Genomic DNA, 26170 nt, shown 5'->3' with positions numbered 1-26170 from the left:
CTAAGCCCCCCTTTGGATATTGTTTCGTTTTAATGGGTGATGAATTTCCTCTTCTTGCAAAAATAAGTTGACTGCTTTTACAAAGATTGCTGTGCCAATTGGCATACACGTTTCGTCCATATTAAAAATAGGCGTATGCAAATCACGGTCCTCTCCATCTTCTAACGAGCAACCTAAGAAGAACATTGCTCCTGGTATTTGTTCCGTCATATAACCAAAATCTTCCCCACCCATTCCAAATGGCTCCCAGTCAATCACCATATCTGGATATAGTTCATAAATTGCTTGTTCAATGACACGATTCACTTCCATATCATTGTTCAATGCTGGTTCTCCCTTTTCTATCTCAAACTCGTATTCCCCACCAAAAGCTTCTACGATTTTAAAAACATTTTCGACTTCTTCTGCAAGTTTTTCTCGTGCTTCTGGTGTATACGAGCGTAAGGTTCCCTCTATATAAACTTCGGATGGAATTACATTGCTTACTACTCCAGCTTCAATCTTTCCAATACTTGCTGCGACAACGTCCAACGGTGATACACGTCTACTAACCGTTCCGTAAAACGTCTGCAATACAGCACCGAGCATCCATAATGGGTCTGTCGATAAATGTGGATACCCACCATGTCCGCCACTTCCTCGAATCGTTGCATGAAATACATCGACATTTGCCATGCTAAACCCTTGGTTCATCTGTATGACACCTACTGGATGCCACGGACATACATGTAAAGCAATCACAGAAGATACACCTTCTAATACACCAGCCTGCATCATATACGGTGCGCCAGATAAACCATTTTCATCTGTCGCTTCTTCTGCCGGTTGAAAAATAAACTTTACCGTACCAGTCAATTCTCCACGTTCAAACTGTCCGCCAAGTAATTTTGCTGCACCAAGTAACATCGTCGTATGTGCATCATGTCCACAAGCGTGCATGATGCCTTTCTTTGTCGATTTATAGGTGAGGTCATTTTCTTCCTCAATCGGCAATGCATCCATATCAGCCCTTAACGCTATTGTTGGGCCATCTCCAGATGTTAATGTTGCAACAACACCATAACCACCAACATTTTCTTCCATTTTTATATTCGGAATCGTCGATAATTGTTGGACGACAAATTCCGCTGTTTCTTTTTCATCAAAACTTAATTCTGGATGAGCGTGTAAATGACGTCTCCATTCAATTAATTGTTCAAATAAATTTTCAGCCCCTTCTGCAATATGCATATGGAATCCCTCACTTTTCTTCCGTTAATTTTTTATATGCATACAGTGCGATCCTCGTATCTTGTGCACCCGTACCTGTAAGATCCGCAATCGTTATATCGTTTGTTGAGGTGCGTATTTTTTCTGCACGTGAGGTAATGTCGCCTAATTCCATAATGGAATGATCTTTCGTTACAACTCCCTTTTCTAATGCTGCACGTAATTCGCCTAATATTTCACATTGGGACAAAACATCTGCCACATAATAATTTGCCCGCTTTAAAATCATTGGGTCAATTTCATTTTTATGTTGTGCATCTGCCCCCATAGCCGTTATATGCAATCCCTCTTTCACCCAACTATCTTGTATAATTGGTTCGGAAGATGGTGTTGCTGTAATAACTAAGTCGCTCTGTTCTGTCACTTCTTTTGGTGTTTCTAAAATGGTTACTGGGACTGCTAATGTTGATTCGATTTCTTCTTTAAATTCTTGTAATCTACGTTTAGATTTCCCCGCTACAAGTACATGTTTGTATTCACGTACTACTTTCAACGCGATCAATTGATAGCGTGCTTGTGCTCCTGCACCAATAACACCTACTGTTTCTAACTGCTCATTTGCCATATATTTTGCAGCTACAGCACCGGCTGCAGCAGTACGAACATCTGTTAAATAACCATTGTCATAAAGTAATGCTTCAGGTTGACCGTTTAAAGCATTTATTAAAAACATTAATCCATCTGTACTAGGTAAACCTAGTTGATAGTTATTAAAAAATCCAGATGATATTTTCAAGGCGAACATTTCGTATCCAGGAATAAACGCTGATTTAATATCCACTTCTCCATTATGTTCTGGAATATCTACCCGCATAATTGGTGGCATTTGGACATCCTTCGTTTTTAAGTCGGTAAATGCAGCCTCTATTTCATCTATTGATTCCTTATTTATTTTCACATATTCTCTTATCTCTTCTTCTGTGAAAATTAACACGAACACTCCTCCTTTTCAGCCTTTCCAATAAAATGTACATTTTTTCTATCTTACATATATTATAAAATCAAGCGCTCTTTTGAAACAATTGCAAGAATGTATGAACTTTTTGTGACAGTTTATATACAATTTGTATGATAAACTTTATTTTGTTCTGTTCCGCCTAAAGAAAGACAAAAAAGAACACCTTTTCCATTTTGTCGAAAAGGTGTTTCATAAACAGATTATATAAATGTTTTTTTAGAATTGGGAATCCAATTTATTTGCTCGGCAATTGTGATTTCCAAACTTTTATGCTTAAGTTCAACAGGAACACATCGTCAGGTTGGTCGAGCGAGAGATTCGTTAAATTCTCTATTTTTCGCAGACGATATAAAAGAGATTGTCGATGTAAGTTTAAAGCACGTGCTGCCTGGCTTACATTCCCATTATGTTTATCATAAGCAATAAAAGTATCAATTAAATTCATTTCTCTTTTTTCTTCGTATGCTATTAATGGCTCAATCGTTCCTAATGTAATGTTTCTTACTTCTGCATCCCTTACAATATGAAGGAGAAGTCGTTTTAATTTTGTATCTTCAAAATGATGGCGTAATCCTTCTTCATCCTTCGTTAATCCCATTTCTAGAGCAGCTTGTGCCTTTTGATAGCTTTCATAGAACTTCATATAGCCGTCTCCACTTTTGCCAATTCCCCATGAAAAGACAATACCCGGTACGAGAGCATGTAATCTTTTATCTACTAAATCTAAAAAATGATGAACAGCAAAATGCTCCTCTTCTTCCAACTCCAAAAAGATAATTAGGTTTTCACCGTCAAATGTAAAGGCGACATGTTTATCCACAACAGATGCTGCATTGCGTACTTCTTCTTCAATATAATAAATGATATTTTTAAAGCCATATATTTCTTTTCCGTATTTCGTCTCTGAAAAAGTATCGAAGTTCTTCGAATAACCGACAAGGCAAATGTATGGTAACTCTAGTTGATAGCCAAACAACTTTGCCCGTGACAATAAGTTTTCATCGTATACCATATTCGGTGTTTTTGCTAATCCCCATATAAACTCATTTCGCAAACGGATTTCTGTTTTTACAATGGCATCTTCTCGTGAAATCCATAGGGCTGTTGCTGCTGCTAAACTTTCTAATACTTGACGATCATAATAGGACAAAGTGCGCTCTTCTTCAAAGTAAATAATAAAATATCCTTGTGTTAAATTTTTTGTACCAGAAGTGATTTCTTTTTTAATTAAAGACCCTGCATTTCCTTTGATGGAATGATATTGCATAAATGTGCCTAAATAATTTTCTTCGACCTCTTCTGCGTTATACCATAAATTAATATAATCATCCGGATGTTCGACCGTCCCTTGTTTTCGCCCTTTATTATCGGTAAATACGATCGTACAAGATAAATCACGTTCCACATAACGGATAATATCAGATAAATCTTTATCCATAATGACATATTGGATTAATGTTTGTTGGATGCGACGTGCTGTCTCTGAAAACTGTTCTTGTCGTCGATTAATTTCCATCATTGCTTCTCTTTGAATATCTGTAAAACGCAATTCCCACGGTAATGCTAATAAAATAAATTGACGTTCCTCACAATAATCCATTATTTCCCGGGGAATTTCTGTCACATACCTTCCTGTTGCAATCGCCAAAGCGGATGCATTTGCACGAAAGACATCTTTCACAAATTGAAATAGAGCATCTGTATCTTCTTCAAACCCCATTCCTGTCGTTAAAATAAACTCCTTTTCACGTACAAAGTTTTCTACAGGTCCTTCAATTGCAGACATCCATTCTACCTGGCGTTGTTCTAGCATTTCCATCCCCGTTAGAATCGTAGCTGTACTAAATATTGGCAAATTCACTATGTTTTGAACGGAAACAGACATCTTCCTCACACCCCATAATTATAATATTGTACGCAAAACAGAAATATTTACATTATTTCCTGTAATAATAGCCGCTACGTTTTTATGTTGAACATGGACCTTCTCACTTAAGATAGCAGCAATACTTGTCGCGGCTGCTCCTTCGATAAGCTGTTTATGTTCTTCCAACATATATTTCATCGCTTCTTTTATTTCTTCTTCTGAAACTAGCACAAATTCATCGATATACTTTTTCACCGCCGAAAAGGTATACCGATTATATTCTCCAATCCCACCTAATAAACTGTCTGCCAATGTATCATATTCTTTCAATATCACTGGCTTATTTGCGCGCACACTTTCATACATGACCGCACTACGCTCCATCGATACACCGACTACTTCAATATCTTTATGATACGATTTTAGCACATATGCGATTCCAGCAAACAATCCACCACCAGACGTAGGGATAATTACCATATCTATATTTGGTAAATCATCTAATATTTCTAAACCAATGGTACCTTGGCCTGCAATAACCGTTATATCATCAAAGGGTTCAATTAATGTCTTCCCTTCCTCTTGTAAGCGATAACAATATTGTGCAGCATCATCTTGACTTTCTCCTACTTTTATAATCTTTGCCCCATACGCTTCGAGCCGCTTCACTTTTGCATCTGGTACACGATTTGAGATACAAATTGTCGCTTCTATTCCAAGTTTTTGTGCCATATAAGCAACCGCCACCCCATGATTTCCGGTTGAAAATGTCGTTACACCATTTAATTTCTCTGTAGTTGTTAAAGAGAGCAGCTTATTCGCTGCTCCCCTAATTTTAAATGCACCTGTTTCATGTAAGTTTTCTAGCTTTAAATAAATAGATGCTTCATACATATTATTTAATTTTCCAGAAGAAATAAGTGGTGTTTGTTGCACAAACGGTCTCATTCGATGTTGTGCTTGTAAAACATGTTGCAAAGATAACGATGTTTGATCATGTAATTCCATCATGCCACCACCTGAACTATTTTTTCAATAATAATGCTCCGGCAATCCCTGGTCGAGTCATTTCAAATGGATTTAAAATCTCATTAATAGCAACTTCCGAAAGTAATTTATCACGTAACACTAAATCTTTCACTGGTATGCCTGTTTCTAATGCTTCTTTAGCAATCTTTGTTGCAGCTTTATACCCAATATGTGGATTTAATGCTGTAATAATTCCGATACTACGGTCTACATATGATTTACACACTTCTATGTTCGCTTCAATACCTTCCAAGCAGTATTGTCTAAATGTATTTAGCACACGGTCCATGATTTTGATGGATTGATGTAAATTAAAGACTAACACTGGTTCCATCACATTTAATTCAAATTGGCCTGCTTCAGACGCCATAGAAATCGTCTGATCATTTCCGATTACTTGGAAAGCTACTTGGTTTAAAACTTCACAAATAACTGGGTTAATTTTTCCAGGCATAATAGATGAACCAGGTTGTCGCGCTGGTAAAGTAATTTCCCCAAAACCTGCACGTGGCCCAGACGACATTAAACGTAAATCATTTGCCACCTTCGACATATTGAGCATACAGATTTTTAATGCGGCAGATACTTCTGTATAGGCATCTGTGTTTTGTGTTGCATCAACTAAATCAGATGCATTTCTTAAAGGGATTCCTGTTATTTCATTTAAATGACGGACAGATTTTTCCATATACGATGGGTCAGCATTTAATCCCGTACCTACTGCTGTAGCACCTAAATTCACATCTAACAAGTTTTCATATAAACGGCTGATCCGTTTCATATCACGTGATAACACTTTCCCATATGCTTGAAACTCTTGCCCTAAACGAATCGGTACAGCATCTTGTAAATGAGTTCTTCCCATTTTAATCACATAGTCGAATTCTTTTCCTTTATCTAAAAACGTATGCATTAGTTTATTTAATGTAATTTCTAATTCATCTAATAATTGGATTGTCGCAATATGAATTGCTGTCGGGAAAGCATCGTTCGTTGATTGCGCCATATTTACATCTGTGTTCGGATGAATAACATCGTATGCTCCTTTTTCTTTTCCTAAAATTTCTAGAGCACGATTCGCAATAACTTCATTTGCGTTCATATTAACAGATGTACCTGCTCCACCTTGAATCGGATCGACAATGAATTGATCATGGAACTTTCCTTTTATAATTTCATCAGCAGCTGCAATAATTGCTTTTGCCTTCGTTTCTTCTAACTGTCCAATTTCCATATTAGCTAATGCAGCAGCTTTTTTTACTGTCGCAATAGCTACAATCAGTTCAGGCTCGATCGTATATCCAGTAATATGAAAATTTTCTTTCGCTCGAATCGTTTGGATCCCATAATACGCATCAACAGGCACTTCTTTTTGCCCTAATAAATCTTCTTCTACCCGATAATCTTTTCCTGACATTTCTATTTACTCCTTCTATTATCTATTATAACATTCAGTTTGATTACTTTTCTTTATATAAATTGATTATAAATTCTTGAATCAATGTTGATTATACTTGGTTTTAATCGCTATTTCAATTAATTTTTTGAAAATTCATCAAAATAGCGTTACTAGTACTATATAATTATTTACGATATGTTATGACTGTTTTTTCTTTCCGATATCAGATAAAAACCAGCCACTCACCGCGATAATAATTAAGCCAAGGTAAAATGTAAGTTTCCAACCGAATGAATGAACAAATGTTTCTGGGATTATTTGTATGTCTGGATGTCCTAGTACGAGCACAGCTAATTTCACACCGACCCATCCAACGATAAGAAATGCTGCAACTTCTAAACCTGGACGTTTCTGTAATAAATTAACGAACATATTAGCAGCAAAACGCATCATAATGACCCCGATCATTCCCCCAGCAAAAATAACGATAAATTGTGCACCATCTAATCCACCAATATGGAATAAACCAGATGGTGGCAATGCAACAGCTAAAGCAACCGCAGCTAAAATCGAATCCACTGCAAAAGCTAAATCCGCTACTTCAACTTTCAATACGGTCATCCAAAAACCGCTCTCTTTCCGCTCTTTCATTTTAATGCCGTCTTTTTGGGTAAATTTATCGTATAAATTTTTCCCAGCGATATACATTAAATAAATCGCTCCAATAGCTTGTACTTGCCATACATCGACTAGGAACGAAATAATAAACAAGGAACCAAATCGTAAAATAAAAGCTCCTACTAGTCCATAGAATAATGCCTTTTTTCGTTTTTCTTCTGGTAAATGTTTTACCATAATAGCTAAAACTAGAGCATTATCCGCTGCTAACAATCCTTCTAACCCAATTAAAATAAGTAACACCCAAAGATATTCCAACAATAGCTGTGCGTCCATTTGATGCACTCCTTTTTATGAAAATAAAAAGAGACCTCTACTATGGATATATTTTCCCCATTGAAGCAGAAAATATATCTATAGTAAAGGTCTCGCAAACAACAAGAGTTGCCAGTTCAGCCGGAGAATGAATTCTCGTAATGACGACTTACCCTGTAAGCTACTCCCCTTTAATATGCTCTTTTGAATGATTTTATTATATCATACAACTTGTCCATTTTCCTAATAGTACACTTTTTATTGTCGTTTATAAGTGGAAAAGTTATACTTAATGTAAGTAATGTATAATAAGGAGGGACAAAAATGGACCGAAAACAATTAGAGGCTAAATTATTAGAACTAAAATCTGATTATATCCGAATTCAAGGAGATTTAGATAAAATGGAGGCAGTTGGAGGACAAGTTTCTCCGATTGAACAACAATTAGAACGATTAGAAGGAGAAATCTCTGCTATAAATGATCAACTAGCAAGTAAATCATAAAAAGCGTGAGCTTCGCTTCAGAAACCTACTTCGCTTTTCAGGGGCGGCCTCAGCCAACAGAGAAAAGTTCATTTTCTTTGTCGTCTTCGGACACGGCTGGTCCCCCAGGAGGCTTCGTAGGTTTCTTCCGCTAGATTTTTATTTTATCATCTATATTGCATATCATGAACATTAGACAAGTGATTTTCCTCTTACATTTGGTTTTCGACGACTTTAATGTTACAGGGAATTCACTTGTTTTCTATTTTTCTGTAACGAAAAATGGTGTTAGTGGATTTCTCCACCAACACCATTTATTGTACAACCAATCTTTCTTATAAGATTTGGAAACAGATGCATGTTTCCATCCTACCTTTTCATTTTCTCAGGCTCTTCTTTTTAAATAGTCGTATGATTGATTAGCTTTTCTTCCATTTCTTTGCTTTGCGGCGCCAAGCTAACGACAGTATCTCCTACTTGAGGGAATAACCGCATATCGTCCGCATAGAAAACAATTTGACCAGAAGGTTTTACGTAATAAATGAATACCGCCCGCTCGTCTTTTTCTTCCTTATACTGCTCATAATCAAATTGTTCTGTTAAAGTCGTTTGTTTAAACGTAAATCCATTATTAATTTTATCAATAAACTCATTCAGTGTAATTTCCTCTTTACATAATGAACGTCCACCGACACGATCTACAACTCCTGCATCTTCTGCATTACTCGGATCTACCTTAAACACATTCATCCGACCGTATTCAGGTAAAAACGCCGTACAAATTAATGCATTATACGAATGCTGCGGTGTTGCTGTAATAATGAAATCATATGGAATGGTATCTAAATTGAATTCTGTTTGCTCTGATAACAACTCACCATGATAAAATTGCACCCCTGCATTTCTAGCATAACGTAAATTTGCAAACGATGAATCAACAATTAATGATGGATAATTTAAATTCTCAAATGACTTTGCTAACTGGACCGTAAACGGATTACTTCCAACAACGATAATACCAGGTTTTCCTTCTAATGATAAACCGAGTTTTTTCGCTAATGGGCTAATCGTAAATCCATGTGCAACAACAGTAAAAATAACTAAACCAAATGTTAATGTCGTAAGAATTTCTGCATCTTCAAATCCTGCCTCTAATAAAATAATCGCAAAATAACTTGAAACCGTTAAAGCGACAATCCCTCGAGGTGCAATCCATCCGACAAGCGCTCGCTCTTGTATCGACAATTCCGTCCCAATAGTGGATAGAAAAATGGACAATGGTCGGACTACAAACATCATTAATAAAACATATCCAATAATATTCGGTTGGAAAATTTGGATGATGGTCTCCATTTGTAAAGAAGACGCAAGCATAATAAAAATAGCTGAAATAAGTAAAATAGACACATTTTCCTTAAAATGTCTGAAATCATCTAATGAACTAATACCGATATTCGCTAATGTCATTCCCATCGCTGTAACAGATAATAAACCAGCACCTGTTACAAAACTATCTGGTAATGTAAAACATAATAATACGACTGCAACGACGACAGGTGATTTTAAGAACTCCGGAATATGTCCACGTTCAAACATCCAACCAATTGCTCTTCCACAAAACCATCCAAAAAACATTCCAAAAGCCGCAATCATAAAGAAAAATAATAAACTTGTAATCGTCTTATCTTCCATCGTAAAAAATGTAATAATTTCAAAGGCAAATACGGCTAAAAGTACCCCAATCGGGTCAACGATAATTCCTTCCCATTTTAAAATCTTCGCAGGTCTTGCTTTCAATTTCGATTGGCGTAATAAAGGCATAATAACTGTCGGGCCTGTGACGATAAATAGCCCTCCAATGACAAAGGCAACTTCCCACGATAAACCAGCGACATAATGTGCTATGAAAGAACCTAAAATCCAAGCAATTAAAGCACCTACTGTTGCAATACGAAAGATGGGCCTTCCTAAACCAAAACCAGACAATTCTTTTATACGTAAATTTAAGCTTCCTTCAAATAAAATAATAGCAACCGCAACAGAAATGATCGGGTCATAAATCGCCCCAAAACTCTCTTCTGGATTCATAATATTTAATACAGGACCTACAAGCAGTCCTGCAATAGACATAATAACGATTGCCGGCAAACTATATTTCCACGCAATCCACTGTGAACCAATTCCTAACACACCAATTAACATAATGATAATTAATAAAGATAATTCCATGTAACTTTTCCGCCTTTTTTTCTAATTTTATCGTACATGAAAATGGATATAGGGAATATTGTAAAGAGGAAAGAAAAGATTGTAAAGTATTTGCAAGCAAAATAAATAGGATACATATTTTGGCCTATATAAGGATGAAATATATAGTGACTGGTTCCTCTCTTATGACGCGAGATAAAAAAAGGTCAAGGCATACGTGTCCAAGCTATACCGAAACATGTTTACGGTGCTTTTTAATACGCCTCAACCTATATATTATTCAAATGTTACTGCCCATGTTCCATCTTTAAAAATTGGCTCCACTTCCCCATCAGCTGTTACCCCATCAATATTCATTTCTGCTGAACCAATCATAAAATCAACGTGAACCATACTATCGTTAATCCCATGTTTGTCCAATGCCTCTTCATCCATTTCAGGACCACGAGCGACATTTGTCGGATATGCTTTTCCTAACGCAATATGACAAGATGCGTTTTCATCAAATAATGTATTATAAAAAATTAACCCTGATTGTGAAATAGGTGATTCATGTGGTACTAGCGCCAATTCGCCCAGACGTTTTGCCCCATCATCCGACTCTAATAAATGTTTCAGCACTTCTTCACCTTTCTGTGCTTGATAATCGACAACCATTCCATCTTTAAATGTCAATTGGAAATCATCAATGACATTTCCACCGTAATTTAATGGCTTCGTACTAGATACGACACCATTCACATTATATTTATGTGGTGCTGTAAACACTTCTTCTGTCGGCATATTCGGATTAAATACGGTACCATCTTCAGAAATAGCTGCACCGCCAGCCCAAATATGGTTTTTCGGTAAACCAACTTCTAAATTAGTTCCTTCCGCTTTTAAAATTAATTTTTCATATTGTTTTTCATTTAAGTATTCATTCGCTTTTTTCAATAGATCATTATGTGCATCCCAAGCAGTAATAGGGTCTTCTTTATCGACTCGAACCATCCTCGTAATTTCCTGCCATAATTTTTCCATTGCTTCTTCCTCAGATACATGAGGGAAAATCTTTTTCGCCCATCCAGTTGTCGGAATAGAAATAACTGTCCAACATACTTTGTCATTCATTATATACTCACGATATGTTTTCAACGCAATTCCAGCCGATTTATTTGCTTCTGCAATACGTGTTGAATCAACATCTTGTAATAAATCTGGATCTGTTGCATGAATAGAAACGAATGCCGCACCTTGTTCTGCGTATGATTCTTGTAACATTACTTTCCATTTTGGATATACCTGAAACACTTCTTCATTCGCATGTTTATATGTTAAATAAGTTAACGTGTCATCCGACCAATTTACATGCACCTCTTTTGCGCCAAATGCATATGCTTGCTTGGCCATTTCACGAACGAAATAAGCTCCTTCGATTGGTGCATTAATAACAAGTGGTTGATTTTTTTGAATGTTAACCCCTTTTTGTAAAACTAGCTGTGCATATTTTTCTATATTTTGTTGTTCCATTCGTTTCCTCACCTTTCTTATTTCTAGAATTTACATGCCATAAATTATTCGTGTAAGCATCCAAACTTAGTCTGTTCCGAATAATTCCGCCATTCTTTTGGATTCTTTTCTTCTTTCATTTCGACGTTCTCTTCGTAATGCTGCGCCTTCAAACAATACTTTTTCTTGTTCTGTTTCAGGGTATACCGCAGGAACCTCAGTCGGATTCCCTTCATCATCCAATGCAACAAACGTTAAAAACGCGGTCGCACAAACAGTTTGTTCATCTGTTAACAAGCTGTCCTTAATTACTTTCACAAACACTTCCATCGATGTTTTATGTACGTATGTAACAAATCCTTCTACACAAATAGAATCTCCTACTTTTACCGGGAATAAAAAATCAACAGAATCTGTAGATGCTGTGACAACCGATTTACGTGCATGACGTACAGCAGCAATTGCTGCAACATCATCAATATGTGCCATTAGTTTACCACCGAATAACGTTCCATATGCATTGGCATCTGGCGGTAAGATTTGTGCTGTTTTTACTGTCTTTGAATTTGAACTCGGTTTTTTCTCCATTATTTTCTCTCCTTATAAAATCGGTGATAATAATCTAGAAATAGATTCTTTAAACTTAATCCATAAAGAACGCTGTTCATATAACTGTTTTGTCATCTGAGTAGATAACATAATATCTTGTTCAAATATATCTACTAATTGTTGAGCAATTTTTACATCGTATAAAAAGGTATTTACTTCAAAATTTAAACGGAAACTACGAACATCAATATTCGCCGTTCCAACAGAAGACATTTTTCCATCTACAACAATTGTTTTCGCATGTAAAAATCCATTTTGATATAAATAAATTTCGGCACCTTCATTCAATAATTCCCCAACACTCGATAAAGTCGCCCAATAAACGAATATATGATCAGGTTTATTCGGAATCATAATTTTAATTTTAATGCCAGACAATGCCGCAATCCTTAATGCGTCCATCAAGCTTTCATCTGGAATAAAATATGGTGTTTGAATATAAACCGATTCTTTCGCCTCTAATATCATCTTTATATAACCATATTTCACTTGTTCCCATTGTTGATCTGGACCACTAGAAACGATTTGGATCCCTACATCTCCTCGGCCCTTTTCGCCTCCGATAAAATAGCGATCATCATATAATACATGATTACGTGATGCTTGATTCCAATCTAAAATAAACCTCGTTTGCATCATTCTAACTGCATGGCCTCGTACACGTAAATGTGTATCGCGCCAATAACCGAACTTTTCCGAATGACCTAAATATTCATCTCCAATATTGAATCCACCAATATACCCAACTTCCCCATCAATGATCGCTAATTTTCGGTGATTTCTAAAATTTACTTTAAAATTAATTTTCCCCACTTTAGGCGGGAAAAACGCTCCAACTTGTATGTTTTCTCTTTCTAATCGCTGTAAAAACTTCTTACTTAATCCACGTGAACCCATATCATCATATAAAAAGCGAACTTCTACTCCTTCACGTGCTTTTTGGATTAAAACATCCGCAATTTTTGTTCCTAGTTGGTCTTGCCGAATAATATAATAAAGTAAATGTATATGATTTTTAGCATTTTCTAAATCATGAATTAAGGAAGTGAATTTATCTGTTCCATCTGTAAATATTTCCACTTCGTTGTTTTGCGTGTAAATGGCATCATTATGTTTTAAATGTAAATAATATAATTCCTTGTATTCCTTTAGTTCTTCTTGCTTAAAAGGAAGTTGGTCTTCCTCGATTTTCTTTAGTTGCTCTTGCACTTCCTTCTTTACACCTAGCCTACTTTTCGTATCCCATGTAAATATTTTTTGGTGCGTTAAATTTCTACCAAATAATAAATATAGAAGGAAACCTAAAACAGGAATAAAAAATAAGACCATAAGCCATGCCCATGTGGAACTTGCATTTTTCCGTTCTAAAAAAATAACCGTAAATGCAAGGACAAAGTTCACAATCATGACTGATCCAAATAATATAGGTACAAGTTGCATAGGCATCCCCTCTCTCTTTCTTTCTTATATTCTAACATATTTTGAACTTAAGAGAGTGTATCTAATGCAACTTCAAGGTCCTTCCATACATCTTCCCAATGTTCTAGTCCTACAGATAATCGAATAAGGGAGTCTTTTATACCCATATGCGTTCGCTCTTCTTCTGGAATCACTGCATGGGTCATCGTTGCTGGATGCTCAATTAAAGTTTCTGCATCTCCAAGACTAACTGCCACTTTTACAAATGTTAATGCATTTAAAAACTGCTGGGCGTTATATTTATCCCCTTTAATGTCAAATGCTAGCACACCCCCACCACGATGCATTTGTTTCTTATACACTGTCGGATCATCTAATCCTGGATAATACACCGCTTCTACATTCGGATGTGTTTCAAGTTTGGCAGCAATTTTTTTTGCGTTGTCACAATGACGGTCCATTCGTAATGGCAATGTTTTCAGTCCCCTTAATAGGAGCCAAGCATCAAATGGTGCTAGCACGGCACCAATATTGTTTCGTGTCGTACTTGCAATTTCATCCATCCTCTCTTCTGTTCCAATGGCGATTCCCGCAATCACATCTCCATGTCCATTTAAATATTTTGTCGCACTATGTACTACGATGTCACAACCAAGTTCTATAGGACGTTGTAAATAAGGGGTCGAAAATGTATTATCCACAACGACAGGTATATCGTATTCTTTTGCAATTTTACTTATCTTTTTTAAATCGATTAATTGCATCGTCGGATTGACAGGCGTTTCAATATAAATGACCGCCGTATTTTCCTTTATCGCATGGCGGATTTTTTCTTCAGATGTAAAGTCTGTCAATTGTACATCCATTCCATACTTCTCTTCCATCATTTTTAATAAACCGAATGTACAACCATATAAACCATTCGAGCATAAAATATGCTCATTTGCTTTTGTAAGTGCAATGAGCACAGCAGATATGGCACCCATTCCCGAACCGAATGCTAAGGCACGCTCACCGCCTTCTAACACCGCCATCCTTTTTTCTAATACATCTACAGTCGGATTCCCAATTCGTGTATAAATATGCCCGTCTGCTTCTCCACTAAAGCTTTTCTCTCCATGTTCAGCAGACTGAAATTCAAATGTAGACGTTTGAAAAATTGGCACTGAAACACTACCCAGCAATTGTTTTGCATCATATCCATCATGAATGGACATCGTTTCAATTTTTTTCATGCTCGTTCCTCCTCTTATTTATGTAACTCTAGTATAACAAACTTTCTGACAATTCTGTTTCACCATGCATGAATGGATGAAAAAGTCGGAACAATTGCCAACAGCTAGAACATAGGCGTAAAATGATGGTAGAAAACATCAGTGAAGTGAGGCAGTAAATGAACAATAAAAACATGAAAACAGGCATTATGTTAGGGATTATTACATATATTTTATGGGGATTTTTCCCGATCTATTGGAAACTATTAGACATATACGAACCAGATGTCATTTTAGCGAATCGCATCATTTGGTCTTGTCTATTTATGGTTGGATATTTACTTTTCACACGAAAATTACGCTCTTTTTTCTCATTATGTACAACATTATTGAAAGATAAACAGAAAATGCTCTACATTACATTAGCATCTATTGTCATTAGCGCAAACTGGCTCATTTATATTTGGGCTGTACATAATGATTTCGTCATTCAAGCAAGTTTAGGCTATTATATGAATCCTTTATTAAGCATCGTATTAGGTGTCCTATTTTTAAAAGAAGCATTATACCCAGCGCAAAAAGTTGCATTGTTATTCGCGAGTTTTGGTGTCATATATTTAACAGTCTCCTATGGGGTATTTCCTTGGATTTCTATCGCATTAGCATTATCATTTGGTTTATATGGGCTATTAAAAAAAGCCGTTAAGCTAGATTCGGCCTATTCATTAACCGTGGAGACATTACTATTAACTCCGATTGCACTCATTTATTTATGCACATTTGTCGGAGTGGATTTAGGATTTGCAGCAAGCACATCATGGACGGATACAGGGCTATTACTCATATCCGGAGTTGCTACAGCCGTCCCACTATTATTATTCGGCTATGCCGTAACATACATTCCTTTGTCATTAGCAGGAATTTTGCAGTATATCGCACCGACAATTATGCTTTTACTCGGCGTATTCCTCTATGATGAACCATTTACATCCGCACATTTCGTGACGTTTACATGTATTTGGATTGCGTTAATTTTATTTGTGTCTTCTACATTAAGAGTCCATAAAGTTAGAAAATTCACAAATTAATTGACTTTGATTCATTTACAGGTATAATGGATACTAATTTCATCGACATATCTCTTATCAAGACGGATGGAGGGAATAGGCCCTGAGAAGTCCAGCAACCTTAAAGCAATTGCTTTTAACGGTGCCAAATCCTACAGATGATATTCTGGAAGATAAGAGGAGGACAATACATAATGATCCCTCTTCTTACAATCATGTAGAAGAGGTTTTTTTATATCATCACCTTCTCAAATAAAATACAATACGTTCAAAATTTTAAGGAGGAGTTTTACATGTCAACATTTCGTTATCAGAAAGATGAAACTATCTTACTTCATGCAGGTCAAGAACCAGATCCTACAACAGGCTCTCGTGCATTACCAATCTATCAAACTACTTCTTATGTATTTAACGATACAGACCATGCTCGCAACTTATTTGCATTAACAGAACCCGGTAATATTTATACACGCTTAATGAATCCTACGACAGACGCCTTTGAACAACGTGTCGCTCAGTTAGAAGACGGAACAGCGGCAGTGGCAGTTGCTTCCGGAATGGCAGCAATTACATATGCAATTTTAAATGTTGCTAGTGCAGGCGATGAAATTGTGGCAGATAGTAATTTATATGGTGGAACATATAATTTATTCATTCATACATTGCCACGCTTCGGTATTACGGTAAAAATCGTTGATGGGACAGATCTGGATGCAATTCGCAATGCGATTACAGATAAAACGAAAGCCATTTTTGGGGAAACGATTACGAATCCTAGTTTAAATGTGTTTGATGTGGAAGCAGTCGCAAATATTGCACACGAACATGGGATTCCATTAATTATTGATAATACTTTTGCACCAAAATTTGCGAAACCACTAAAGTGGGGAGCAGATGTTGTCGTACATTCCGCGACAAAATGGATTGGTGGACACGGAACATCGATCGGTGGAATTATTGTCGATGGCGGACGTTTCAACTGGGATAGTGACAAATTCCCTGGATTTACGGAGCCAGATGAAAGTTATGGTGGGGTTCGTTTTGCAGACTTAGGGCCTGTTGCATTTGCACTTCGTATTCGTGTGCAATTATTACGTGACACAGGAGCAGCTATAAGCCCACATAACGCGTTTTTATTAACACAAGGATTAGAAACATTACATGTTCGCTTAGAACGTCATAGCGAAAACGCCATAAAAATCGCCAACTTCCTGAAAGACCACCCTGGTGTAACGTGGGTGAACTTCCCTGGATTTGACGATCATCCATCACATGAACTAGCACATAAATATTTTGAATATGGATATGGATCTGTCATTACATTCGGTATTAAAGGTGGGCTAGAAGCTGGTAAAACATTGATCGACCATATTGAATTATGGTCTCACGTTGCAAACGTAGGAGATGCAAAATCATTAATCATCCACCCAGCTTCCACAACACACCAACAGTTAAATGAAGCAGATCTTGCAAAAAGTGGTGTAACAGAAGACCTTGTTCGTCTTTCTGTCGGTATTGAGGCGATTGACGATATTTTAGCTACATTAGATCGTGCAATTGGACAAGCAACTGGTGAAACGGTGCTGGAAACGACCAATCATATAGCGATCGATTGGGTAACGAACTCGCCATTTGATCGTTCTGAAGGGTTACGTGCAAAAACAATTGCCGTTCAAGGATCAGATGCGTTACTAGATAAAGCAAATGAATTACGTCCATTAGGATATCGTATTGTTCATGTACAGGATGTAGAAGAAGACATTGTAGATATCCTATATACGGACGAGCCAACAGTGGAAAATCATGTAGGTGCAACCATCGTCTGGTCTAATGGTGATGTGACGGCAAATGGTCAGGCAATCGTCATCACCAACAATGATCTAGTAACGACAGTGAAAAATGCTAGGAACAAACGTGCATAATAATGAAAATATAAAAAACTAGACATTGAACTTGATTTAAAAATAACCGTTCTGTTTATCTTTTTTAAGATAAACAGAACTTTTTTTATCCCAAAAAATGATAAAGCCATAGAGCATATGATGAAAGAAAAGGCCAAAATATTTTGTTATTTCAACCTATATCGGCTTCCTCTCTTTTTATGTAATGAATACCTTTATTTTCATACGTTTACATTTATTTAACGATTTTGGTAAAGTACTTATATAATCAAGGAATGTCATCTATAATATAGATAATATTGAAATATAGGTGTGATTTTTATTAAACGAACAATTATATTGTCCATCATTATTATAAGCATCATTTTGTTAGCATTTTTCTCTACGCCCAAAAAACAAAAACCTATAAATAAAATCATTGAAGATGAAATAACGAGTGAAATAGAAGGCGACGATAAAGAATTAGATGAGGATTTAGAAACAGCAATGATGAAAGAAGACCCCGTACGTGACTTTATTTCAGATCAATTAAAACGGGCTGCGAACTTCTTTTTCACAAGCGATATTAATGTCGTTGCTATTGGTGATTCTTTAACAGAAGGTGTAGGGGATGAAACGGGAAATGGTGGTTATGTCGGTGTTTTAGATGAAACAATTAATGAAGAAAAACAACTCGTCCATTTCGATAATTTCGGTAAACGTGGCAACCGAAGTGGACAATTAATCGAACGTCTAGAAGAAAAAGAAATAAAAAGGGCGATTGAAAAGTCACATATTGTACTTATTACCATCGGAGCGAATGATATTATGCAAGTATTTAAAGACAATTTTGCCGACTTATCATTAGATCCATTTACGAGTGAACAAATTAAATATGAACAACGACTCGAAACCATTTTTGATACCATAAAAGCATTAAATGAAGATACAGAAATTTACTTGATCGGTTTTTACAATCCGTTTAAACGATATTTTTCAGATATAGAAGAGTTGGACTATATTGTAGAAAGTTGGAATACAATAGGAGCAGACGTAGCAAATCGTTATGAAAAAGGATACTTTATTCCGATGGTCGATATTTTCGATGAAGCTGAAAATGACTTTTATTTATCCGAAGACCATTTCCACCCGAATCATACTGGATATGAAATGATGGCTGAACGTATTTTACAATTTGTCATCCATGAAGGGGAACGAAACCATGAATAAAAATATATGGAAAAAACGATTTTATATATTAGCGGGGGTTAATATTGGGGTACTCCTCCTATTAACACTTTATTTTTATTCTCCTGTACCTAAAGTCGATATTGAAAAGGAACGAACTGCCTATAAATTAGAAGATAGTTCGGAATTTATCGTTCGATCGACCAAACATCATGTTAATAATTTGGTTAATGCGTATTTAGATAAACTATTAGCAGATACAGAGCATCAATTTTATATTAATATTGATGAGGAAGTACAATTATTCGGGGAAATTCCCGTTTTCTCCTCCACCGTTCCGTTAGTAGTCAATTTTGAACCAATTGTTCAAGAGAACGGTGATTTATCCTTAAAACAAAAATCCATCTCTGTCGGCGATTTAAAATTACCGAACAAAAAAATTATGCAATATATCGAGCAATATTTACCAACACCGGAATGGGTAATTATTAATCCACGAGAAGAAGAAATTTATGTACAAGTAACAGAAATGGATATAAAGAGTAATTTCCATGTCGCTGTACATGCATTTGACTTGGAAACGAACAATATCGCCTTTAAATTTGATGTCCCTTATAAGACATTAGGAATTGATAGCCTCGCTAAAAAAGGATCGAATAATTAGAGCTAATTATTGACGAATATACGATAATCACTTACGCTTACTTGAGATAATAAATTTAGGAAGGAACATGTACATGTTAAATGTCACCGACGTTAGTTTACGATTTGGAGATAAAAAATTATTTGAAGATGTCAATATACAATTTAATAATGGGAACTGTTATGGAGTAATCGGAGCAAATGGTGCCGGTAAATCAACATTTTTAAAAATTTTATCTGGAGAAATTGAGCCACAAAAAGGCCATGTGTCACTAGATGCAGATCAACGTATTGCCGTGTTAAAACAAGATCATTTCGCATATGAAAATGAACAAGTGTTAGAGACCGTTTTAATGGGCCATGAACGTTTATATAACGTCATGAAGGAAAAGGACGCGATCTATTTAAAAACAGATTTCACAGAAGAAGACGGAATCCGTGCTGCAGAACTAGAAGGAGAATTTGCAGAATTAAATGGTTGGGAAGCGGAATCCGAAGCAGCTATTTTACTTTCTGGATTAGGCATACCAGATTCATTGCATGATAAACAAATGTCTGAACTAAAAAATGACCAAAAAGTTAAAGTGTTATTAGCACAAGCTTTATTTGGTACACCCGATGTATTATTATTGGACGAGCCGACGAACGGACTTGATATTCAAGCGATTCATTGGCTACAAGATTTCTTAGCAGACTTTGAAAATACGGTAATCGTCGTTTCACACGACCGTCATTTCTTAAACAATGTGTGTACACATATTGCAGATGTTGACTTCGGAAAAATTGAAATTTATGTTGGAAACTATGATTTCTGGTACGAGTCTAGTCAATTAGCGGCAAAAATGGCAAAAGAAGAAAACAAGAAAAAGGAAGAAAAAATTAAAGATTTACAAGCATTTATCGCGCGCTTTAGTGCGAATGCATCAAAATCTAAACAAGCGACTTCACGTCGTAAATTACTAGAAAACATTACATTAGATGACATTAAACCTTCTTCACGCCGTTATCCATATGTTGCCTTCACACCAGGTCGTGAAATTGGAAATGATTTGTTACGTGTCGATGGGTTAACGAAAACGATTAACGGACAAAAAGTGTTAGACAATGTGTCATTTACGATTAATAAAGATGAAAAAGTTGCTTTCGTTGGAAAAGATGACCTAGCAAACACGGTGTTATTTGACATTTTAAATGGAGAAATGGAACCTGATAGTGGAGCATTCCATTGGGGTGTCACTACTTCTCGCTCCTACTTCCCGAAAGATAACAGTGCTTATTTCGAAAATAACGAATTAACATTAGTAGAATGGCTACGTCAATATTCACCTGAAGATCAAACCGAAACATTTTTACGCGGATTTTTAGGTAGAATGCTCTTCTCAGGTGAAGAAGCTTTAAAACAAGCAAAAGTGCTTTCAGGAGGAGAAAAAGTACGTTGTATGTTATCTAAAATGATGCTTGCAGAATCAAACGTACTCATTTTTGATGAACCGACAAGTCACTTAGACTTAGAATCCATTACAGCTTTAAACAATGGATTAATTAAGTTTAAAGGATCGATTTTATTTACATCTAGCGACCATCAGTTTGTTAATAGTATTGCAAATCGTCTAATTGAACTTACACCAAACGGTATCATCGATAAATCGATGACATATGATGAATATGTCCGTGACGAAAAATTACAAAAAGAAGTGGCAGCAATGTACGTATAAATATTTTAGGATTCTAGCTTATTTTGCTGGAATCCTTTTTTGTTGCATCTGAAATTTGTTTATTGCATCTGTTTCCGCGGTGGTTGTTGCATCTGAAATTTGTTTATTGCATCTAAATTTTGTTTATTGCATCTGTTCTCACGGTGGTTGCATCTAAATTTTGTTTATTGCATCTGTTTTCGCAGTTGTTGCATCTAAATTTTGTTTATTGCATCTGTTTTTGTGGTTGTTGCATCTGAATTTTATCTATTGCATCTGTTTTCGCAGTTGTTGCATCTAAAATTTGTTTATTGCATCTGTTTGCGAGGTGGTTGCATCTGAAATTTGTTTATTGCATCTGTTTTCGCAGTTGTTGCATCTAAAATTTGTTTGTTGCATCTGTTTGCGCAGTTGTTGCATCTGAATTTTGTTTGTTGCATCTGTTTTCGTGGTGGTTGCATCTGAATTTTGTTTATTGCATCTGTTTGCGCGGTGGTTGCATCTGAATTTTATTTATTGCATCTGTTTTCGTGGTGGTTGCATCCAAATTTCGTTTATCGCATCCGTTTCCGCGGTGGTTGCATCTGAATTTTATTTATCGCATCTGTTTCCGCGGTGGTTGCATCTAAATTTTGTTTATTGCATCCGTTTCCGCGGTGGTTGCATCTAAATTTTGTTTGTTGCATCTGTTTGCGCGGTGGTTGCATCTGAATTTTATTTATTGCATCTGTTTGCGCAGTTGTTGCATCTGAATTTTATTTATTGCATCCGTTTGCGCGGTGGTTGCATCTAAAATTTGTTTATCGCATCCGTTTGCGCGGTTGTTGCATCCAAATTTCGTTTATCGCATCCGTTTCCGCAGTGGTTGCAACAAATGCAAAGAGCCACGAGATTATACTCCCGTGGCATCTATTATTCAAAATTATCTTTATAACGATCATCATATTTATGACATGCAACCCAGTGGTCTTTTTTGTATTCTTGATAAAATGGCTGCACATTTGCACATACTTCTGTCGCAAATGGACATCTCGTTCTAAACACACAACCACTTGGTGGATCAATTGGACTCGGTAAATCACCTTTGATTTCGATTCGTTCACGTGAGCGTTCTAATTTCGGATTCGGAATCGGCACAGCACTTAATAACGCTTGCGTGTATGGGTGAAGAGGATTTTCGTATAACTCTTCACTCGTCGCAACCTCGGCCATATTCCCTAAATACATGACACCGACACGGTCACTAATATGACGAACCATCGATAAATCATGTGCAATAAATAAATAGGTTAACCCATGATCTTCCTGCAACTCTTTCATTAAGTTTACAACTTGTGCTTGTATCGACACATCTAATGCAGAAATTGGTTCATCCGCTACGATAAATTCTGGATTTACTGCTAATGCACGTGCAATCCCAATCCGTTGGCGTTGTCCTCCACTAAATTCATGTGGATAACGGTTTCCGTGTTCTTTATTTAGCCCAACAATTTCGAGTAGCTCGTGTACACGCTGCAAACGTTCTTGTTTCGTCCTCACTAAACCGTGAATATCTAACCCTTCAGCAATAATATCAGTAACTGTCATACGTGGATTTAAAGATGCATATGGGTCTTGGAAAATCATTTGCATATTTTGATTAAATTTCTTTAAAGCATCCTTCTTTTTAGGGCCATGTACATCTTCCCCTTTAAAGATAACTTCTCCTTCTGTCGCCTCATACAAACGCATGATTGTACGTCCCGCAGTTGATTTACCACATCCAGATTCTCCAACTAATCCAAATGTCTCTCCTTTATAAATATCAAAATTTAATCCATCCACCGCTTTTAACACATTGTTACGGTCTATATTGAAATGCTTTTTTAAATTTCGAATCTCTAGTAATTTTTCGTTACTACTCATTGTTTTCCCCTCCTACCATAATATGTGCTGGAGGTTCCACTTTCGGTGCCCGTTCATCTAGTAACCAACAAGCTGTTTGCTGTGTGTTAGATGATGCTTTAAACTCTGGCATATGCTGATCACATACTTTCATCGAGTAAGGACAACGTGCCGCAAATGGACAACCTTTTGGAGGATCTTTTAAATCAGGTGGTGATCCCGGAATAGACTGTAACTTCTCTTTTGAGTGATTCAGCTTCGGCATTGATCCTAACAATCCCCACGTATATGGGTGTTTCGGCTGATAGAAAATTTCATCGACCGTTCCTGTTTCTACCACCTTTCCACCATACATCACCGCCACTCGGTCTGCGGCATTTGCAACGACCCCTAAATCATGTGTAATTAAAATAATAGCTGTATTCATTTCCTCTTGAATATCACGTAACAAATCTAAAATTTGCGCTTGAATCGTAACATCTAATGCTGTCGTCGGTTCATCCGCAATTAGTACCTTCGGGTTACAAGAAAGTGCAATCGCAATCATCGCTCTTTGTCTCATACCACCAGAGAATTCATGCGGATATTGATTAATACGACGTTCAGGATTTGGAATTCCAACAAGGTTTAATAGTTCAATTCCACGGTCATATGCTTCCCTCTTTGAAACACCTTGGTGTTTTATTAGTCCTTCTGTAATTTGGCGACCAATTTTCATCGTTGGGTTTAAAGAAGTCATCGGGTCTTGGAAAATCATTCCGATATCTTTTCCACGAATTTTCTCCATTTGTTTTTCTGATTTATCAATTAAATTTTCACCATCGAGTAAAATTTCGCCAGTTTTAAACTCTCCTGGTGGCATGGCAAGCAAACGCATAATCGATTGAACCGTTACACTTTTACCTGAACCAGATTCTCCAACAATTGCTAATGTTTCTTTTTCACACAAGTCAAAATTTACTTTACGGACCGCTTGTACCTCTCCGCCATATGTATGGAACGAAACAGATAGGTCCTTCACTTCTAACACTTTTTTCATCTTCATTCCCCTCCAAACTAACGACGATCTTTCGGGTCAAGTGCATCTCGTAATCCATCACCAATTAAGTTAAACGCAAGCATCGTTAAACAAATAAAGAATGCCGGGAAAAATAATTGATATGGATAATATTGTAATGCAGCAATCGCATCAGAACTCATCGTACCCCAACTAGCTCTAGGTGCTGGTACACCTAATCCTAAGAAACTTAAAAACGCCTCCGTAAAAATAGCCGTCGGGATTGTTAATGTTAACGTAACTAAAATCGGGCCTAATGTATTAGGTATTAAATGTTTCGATAATATTCGATAACTACTTGCTCCGAGTGATTTCGCGGCAAGTACATATTCTTCATTTTTCAATCGCATCACTTCTCCACGAACGATTCTGGCCATGTTTATCCACCCTGTAATCGTCATGGCGATAATCATCGTCCATAATCCTGGTTTCATAACAACCATTAATAAAATTACTACTAAAAGGTATGGTACACCAGATAAAATATCTGCCACACGCATCATATATTCATCTACTTTACCACCTAAATATCCTGAAACCGAACCCCAAATAATACCGATTAATACGTCAATAAACGCTGCCATTAAACCGATAAATAAGGAGATTTTTGCCCCATACCATGTACGAGCAAAGATATCACGGCCTAAATTATCTGTTCCAAACCAATGTTCAGCAGATGGTGACTGATTCGCCATCATTAAATCGTTGTCATAATAGTTGTGCCCTGATATAGATTCACCCGCAAATGACATCACACCTAAAAAGAGTATAATGAATACACCAAAAAGCGCTAATTTATTTTTACGGAATCGACGCCAAGCATCTTTCCAATAAGAAGTACTTTCTCCGGCTATTTTCTCAGCATCTGACTGCATATATTCCATTCGTTCAAAATCACTTTGATTTAATTGTGGTTGTGACATTACTGGTCCCCCTTTCCAGTAACTTTAATTCGAGGATCGATCAATCCATAAATAATATCGACAATTAAAATGGACACTAATAATAATACACTAAAGAATACGGTCGTCCCCATAATAACTGTATAGTCACGGTTCGTAATACTCGTTACGAATTCATTTCCAAGTCCTGGTATAGCAAAGATCTTCTCGATAATGAAACTTCCCGTTAATACTTGAACAACTAATGGTCCTAAGTAAGAAACAACAGGTAAAATGGCATTTCGAATACCATGACGGTAAATTGTCACACGACCACTTAAACCTTTTGCCTTAGCTGTCTTAATATAATCAGAACTTAATACATCCAGCATACTCGAACGCATTAGCCGTGCAATAAAGGCAAGTGGGGTCGTCGCGATGGCAACCGCCGGTAAAATTGTATGCCAAAAGGTGTCCATTTTTGCGATTGGAAATGCACCCATTTTGATAGCAAAGACATATTGTAATAGAGCCGCTAAAATAAAGCTCGGTACAGATATTCCTAGTACGGCAATAATCATCGCAACATAATCCCCAAATTTATTATGGTACAGTGCTGCGACAACTCCTAATAACACTCCAATAGAAAGAGCAATTAAAATCGCTTCGATTCCCAATACTAAAGAGTATGGAAAACTACGTGAAATAATATCGTTTACACTTTGACCAACATATTTAAATGATGGACCGAAATCCCATTTTGCTACTCTTACTAAATAATCCGTATACTGTACAAAAATCGGATCATTTAAACCATATAATTCGTTCATCTGTTCTTCAATTTTAGGAGGCAATTTTCGTTCTGATGCAAACGGACCACCTGGAGCTGCTTGCATTAAAAAGAAAGTAATCGTAACAATAAAAAACAAAGAAACGAAAATATATCCAATCCTCTTTAAAATATATTTAACCACGTGAACACACCTCCATACTAAACT

Annotated in this window: 21 protein-coding genes and 1 riboswitch; of the genes, 6 read left to right on the top strand and 15 right to left on the bottom strand. The window is 36.5% G+C overall.

The window, feature by feature from the left end; translation table 11 throughout:
* The 6 genes from WKT09_RS03610 to WKT09_RS03585 all read right to left on the bottom strand — a co-directional run bounded on the left by WKT09_RS03610 (nt 1) and on the right by WKT09_RS03585 (nt 7476).
* Nucleotides 1-1230, bottom strand: a complete 1230-nt coding sequence (locus tag WKT09_RS03610) for a M20 metallopeptidase family protein (RefSeq protein ID WP_340414737.1) — start codon at nt 1228-1230, stop codon at nt 1-3.
* A gap of 10 nt (nt 1231-1240) precedes the next feature.
* A complete protein-coding gene (locus WKT09_RS03605; RefSeq protein WP_340414736.1) occupies nt 1241-2203 on the bottom strand; it encodes a cyclodeaminase in 963 nt (320 codons plus the stop codon).
* A gap of 259 nt (nt 2204-2462) precedes the next feature.
* Entirely contained in the window at nt 2463-4112 is a 1650-nt protein-coding gene (locus tag WKT09_RS03600) for a PucR family transcriptional regulator (RefSeq protein WP_340414735.1), read from the bottom strand.
* Between the two features lie 18 nt (nt 4113-4130).
* On the bottom strand, nt 4131-5102 hold the full coding sequence (locus WKT09_RS03595) for a threonine ammonia-lyase (RefSeq protein WP_340414734.1): 972 nt from the start codon (nt 5100-5102) through the stop codon (nt 4131-4133).
* A 16-nt stretch (nt 5103-5118) separates the two neighbouring features.
* The gene (gene aspA, locus WKT09_RS03590) at nt 5119-6540 is read right to left on the bottom strand and encodes an aspartate ammonia-lyase (protein ID WP_340414733.1); all 1422 of its coding nucleotides are present in this window, start codon (nt 6538-6540) and stop codon (nt 5119-5121) included.
* 180 nt (nt 6541-6720) lie between these two features.
* Complete coding sequence (locus WKT09_RS03585) at nt 6721-7476, bottom strand: TerC family protein (RefSeq protein WP_340414732.1); 756 nt, start codon at nt 7474-7476, stop codon at nt 6721-6723.
* 303 nt (nt 7477-7779) lie between these two features.
* Between WKT09_RS03585 and WKT09_RS03580 the strand changes: the two genes are divergently transcribed.
* Nucleotides 7780-7959 (top strand): SE1832 family protein, encoded by a 180-nt coding sequence (locus tag WKT09_RS03580; protein WP_340414731.1) that lies wholly within the window; start codon nt 7780-7782, stop codon nt 7957-7959.
* 378 nt (nt 7960-8337) lie between these two features.
* Here WKT09_RS03580 and WKT09_RS03575 read toward each other — a convergent pair whose 3' ends face one another.
* From WKT09_RS03575 to megL, 5 genes are all read right to left on the bottom strand, one after another.
* Nucleotides 8338-10167 (bottom strand): cation:proton antiporter, encoded by a 1830-nt coding sequence (locus WKT09_RS03575; protein WP_340414730.1) that lies wholly within the window; start codon nt 10165-10167, stop codon nt 8338-8340.
* A 255-nt stretch (nt 10168-10422) separates the two neighbouring features.
* The gene (locus WKT09_RS03570) at nt 10423-11658 is read right to left on the bottom strand and encodes an aminopeptidase (protein ID WP_340414729.1); all 1236 of its coding nucleotides are present in this window, start codon (nt 11656-11658) and stop codon (nt 10423-10425) included.
* Between the two features lie 66 nt (nt 11659-11724).
* The gene (locus WKT09_RS03565) at nt 11725-12225 is read right to left on the bottom strand and encodes an acyl-CoA thioesterase (RefSeq protein WP_340414728.1); all 501 of its coding nucleotides are present in this window, start codon (nt 12223-12225) and stop codon (nt 11725-11727) included.
* A 12-nt stretch (nt 12226-12237) separates the two neighbouring features.
* A complete protein-coding gene (gene cls / locus WKT09_RS03560; RefSeq protein ID WP_340414727.1) occupies nt 12238-13686 on the bottom strand; it encodes a cardiolipin synthase in 1449 nt (482 codons plus the stop codon).
* Nucleotides 13687-13733: 47 nt separating this feature from the next.
* Nucleotides 13734-14900 (bottom strand): methionine gamma-lyase, encoded by a 1167-nt coding sequence (gene megL / locus WKT09_RS03555; protein WP_340414726.1) that lies wholly within the window; start codon nt 14898-14900, stop codon nt 13734-13736.
* 158 nt (nt 14901-15058) lie between these two features.
* Between megL and rarD the strand changes: the two genes are divergently transcribed.
* The 5 genes from rarD (at nt 15059) to WKT09_RS03530 (ending at nt 21371) form a co-directional block, all read left to right on the top strand.
* Entirely contained in the window at nt 15059-15967 is a 909-nt protein-coding gene (rarD, locus tag WKT09_RS03550) for an EamA family transporter RarD (protein WP_340414725.1), read from the top strand.
* Between the two features lie 51 nt (nt 15968-16018).
* Nucleotides 16019-16126, top strand: a riboswitch (SAM riboswitch).
* Nucleotides 16127-16239: 113 nt separating this feature from the next.
* Entirely contained in the window at nt 16240-17868 is a 1629-nt protein-coding gene (locus WKT09_RS03545) for an O-acetylhomoserine aminocarboxypropyltransferase/cysteine synthase family protein (protein ID WP_340414724.1), read from the top strand.
* 291 nt (nt 17869-18159) lie between these two features.
* A complete protein-coding gene (locus WKT09_RS03540; protein WP_340414723.1) occupies nt 18160-19056 on the top strand; it encodes an SGNH/GDSL hydrolase family protein in 897 nt (298 codons plus the stop codon).
* Complete coding sequence (locus tag WKT09_RS03535; protein WP_340414722.1) at nt 19049-19678, top strand: YpmS family protein; 630 nt, start codon at nt 19049-19051, stop codon at nt 19676-19678. The genes WKT09_RS03540 and WKT09_RS03535 overlap by 8 nt, the downstream gene beginning before the upstream one ends.
* A gap of 73 nt (nt 19679-19751) precedes the next feature.
* The gene (locus tag WKT09_RS03530; RefSeq protein ID WP_340414721.1) at nt 19752-21371 is read left to right on the top strand and encodes an ABC-F family ATP-binding cassette domain-containing protein; all 1620 of its coding nucleotides are present in this window, start codon (nt 19752-19754) and stop codon (nt 21369-21371) included.
* Between the two features lie 891 nt (nt 21372-22262).
* On the opposite strand, the gene WKT09_RS03525 is transcribed toward WKT09_RS03530, so the two are convergent.
* Genes WKT09_RS03525 through WKT09_RS03510 form a run of 4 tightly spaced genes read right to left on the bottom strand, consistent with a single transcriptional unit; the run spans nt 22263 to nt 26146 of the window.
* On the bottom strand, nt 22263-23255 hold the full coding sequence (locus tag WKT09_RS03525; RefSeq protein WP_340414720.1) for an ABC transporter ATP-binding protein: 993 nt from the start codon (nt 23253-23255) through the stop codon (nt 22263-22265).
* Nucleotides 23248-24273, bottom strand: a complete 1026-nt coding sequence (locus WKT09_RS03520; RefSeq protein WP_340414719.1) for an ABC transporter ATP-binding protein — start codon at nt 24271-24273, stop codon at nt 23248-23250. The genes WKT09_RS03525 and WKT09_RS03520 overlap by 8 nt, the downstream gene beginning before the upstream one ends.
* 17 nt (nt 24274-24290) lie before the next feature.
* Entirely contained in the window at nt 24291-25214 is a 924-nt protein-coding gene (locus WKT09_RS03515; protein WP_340414718.1) for an ABC transporter permease, read from the bottom strand.
* Entirely contained in the window at nt 25214-26146 is a 933-nt protein-coding gene (locus WKT09_RS03510; RefSeq protein ID WP_340414717.1) for an ABC transporter permease, read from the bottom strand. The genes WKT09_RS03515 and WKT09_RS03510 overlap by 1 nt, the downstream gene beginning before the upstream one ends.
* Nucleotides 26147-26170: the final 24 nt, after the last annotated feature.

The sequence above is a fragment of the Pseudogracilibacillus sp. ICA-222130 genome, from assembly GCF_037892545.1.
In the GTDB taxonomy this organism is placed as follows: domain Bacteria; phylum Bacillota; class Bacilli; order Bacillales; family Amphibacillaceae; genus Pseudogracilibacillus.
This window is presented reverse-complemented; position numbering and strand designations above follow the sequence as displayed.

Coding starts and splice junctions, on each gene's coding strand:
- WKT09_RS03610 (WP_340414737.1), bottom strand. CDS start 1,230: ATGCATATTGCAGAAGGGGCTGAAAATTTATTTGAACAATTAATTGAA.
- WKT09_RS03600 (WP_340414735.1), bottom strand. CDS start 4,112: ATGTCTGTTTCCGTTCAAAACATAGTGAATTTGCCAATATTTAGTACA.
- WKT09_RS03595 (WP_340414734.1), bottom strand. CDS start 5,102: ATGGAATTACATGATCAAACATCGTTATCTTTGCAACATGTTTTACAA.
- aspA (WP_340414733.1), bottom strand. CDS start 6,540: ATGTCAGGAAAAGATTATCGGGTAGAAGAAGATTTATTAGGGCAAAAA.
- WKT09_RS03585 (WP_340414732.1), bottom strand. CDS start 7,476: ATGGACGCACAGCTATTGTTGGAATATCTTTGGGTGTTACTTATTTTA.
- WKT09_RS03580 (WP_340414731.1), top strand. CDS start 7,780: ATGGACCGAAAACAATTAGAGGCTAAATTATTAGAACTAAAATCTGAT.
- WKT09_RS03575 (WP_340414730.1), bottom strand. CDS start 10,167: ATGGAATTATCTTTATTAATTATCATTATGTTAATTGGTGTGTTAGGA.
- WKT09_RS03570 (WP_340414729.1), bottom strand. CDS start 11,658: ATGGAACAACAAAATATAGAAAAATATGCACAGCTAGTTTTACAAAAA.
- WKT09_RS03565 (WP_340414728.1), bottom strand. CDS start 12,225: ATGGAGAAAAAACCGAGTTCAAATTCAAAGACAGTAAAAACAGCACAA.
- cls (WP_340414727.1), bottom strand. CDS start 13,686: ATGCAACTTGTACCTATATTATTTGGATCAGTCATGATTGTGAACTTT.
- megL (WP_340414726.1), bottom strand. CDS start 14,900: ATGAAAAAAATTGAAACGATGTCCATTCATGATGGATATGATGCAAAA.
- rarD (WP_340414725.1), top strand. CDS start 15,059: ATGAACAATAAAAACATGAAAACAGGCATTATGTTAGGGATTATTACA.
- WKT09_RS03545 (WP_340414724.1), top strand. CDS start 16,240: ATGTCAACATTTCGTTATCAGAAAGATGAAACTATCTTACTTCATGCA.
- WKT09_RS03535 (WP_340414722.1), top strand. CDS start 19,049: ATGAATAAAAATATATGGAAAAAACGATTTTATATATTAGCGGGGGTT.
- WKT09_RS03530 (WP_340414721.1), top strand. CDS start 19,752: ATGTTAAATGTCACCGACGTTAGTTTACGATTTGGAGATAAAAAATTA.
- WKT09_RS03525 (WP_340414720.1), bottom strand. CDS start 23,255: ATGAGTAGTAACGAAAAATTACTAGAGATTCGAAATTTAAAAAAGCAT.
- WKT09_RS03520 (WP_340414719.1), bottom strand. CDS start 24,273: ATGAAAAAAGTGTTAGAAGTGAAGGACCTATCTGTTTCGTTCCATACA.
- WKT09_RS03515 (WP_340414718.1), bottom strand. CDS start 25,214: ATGTCACAACCACAATTAAATCAAAGTGATTTTGAACGAATGGAATAT.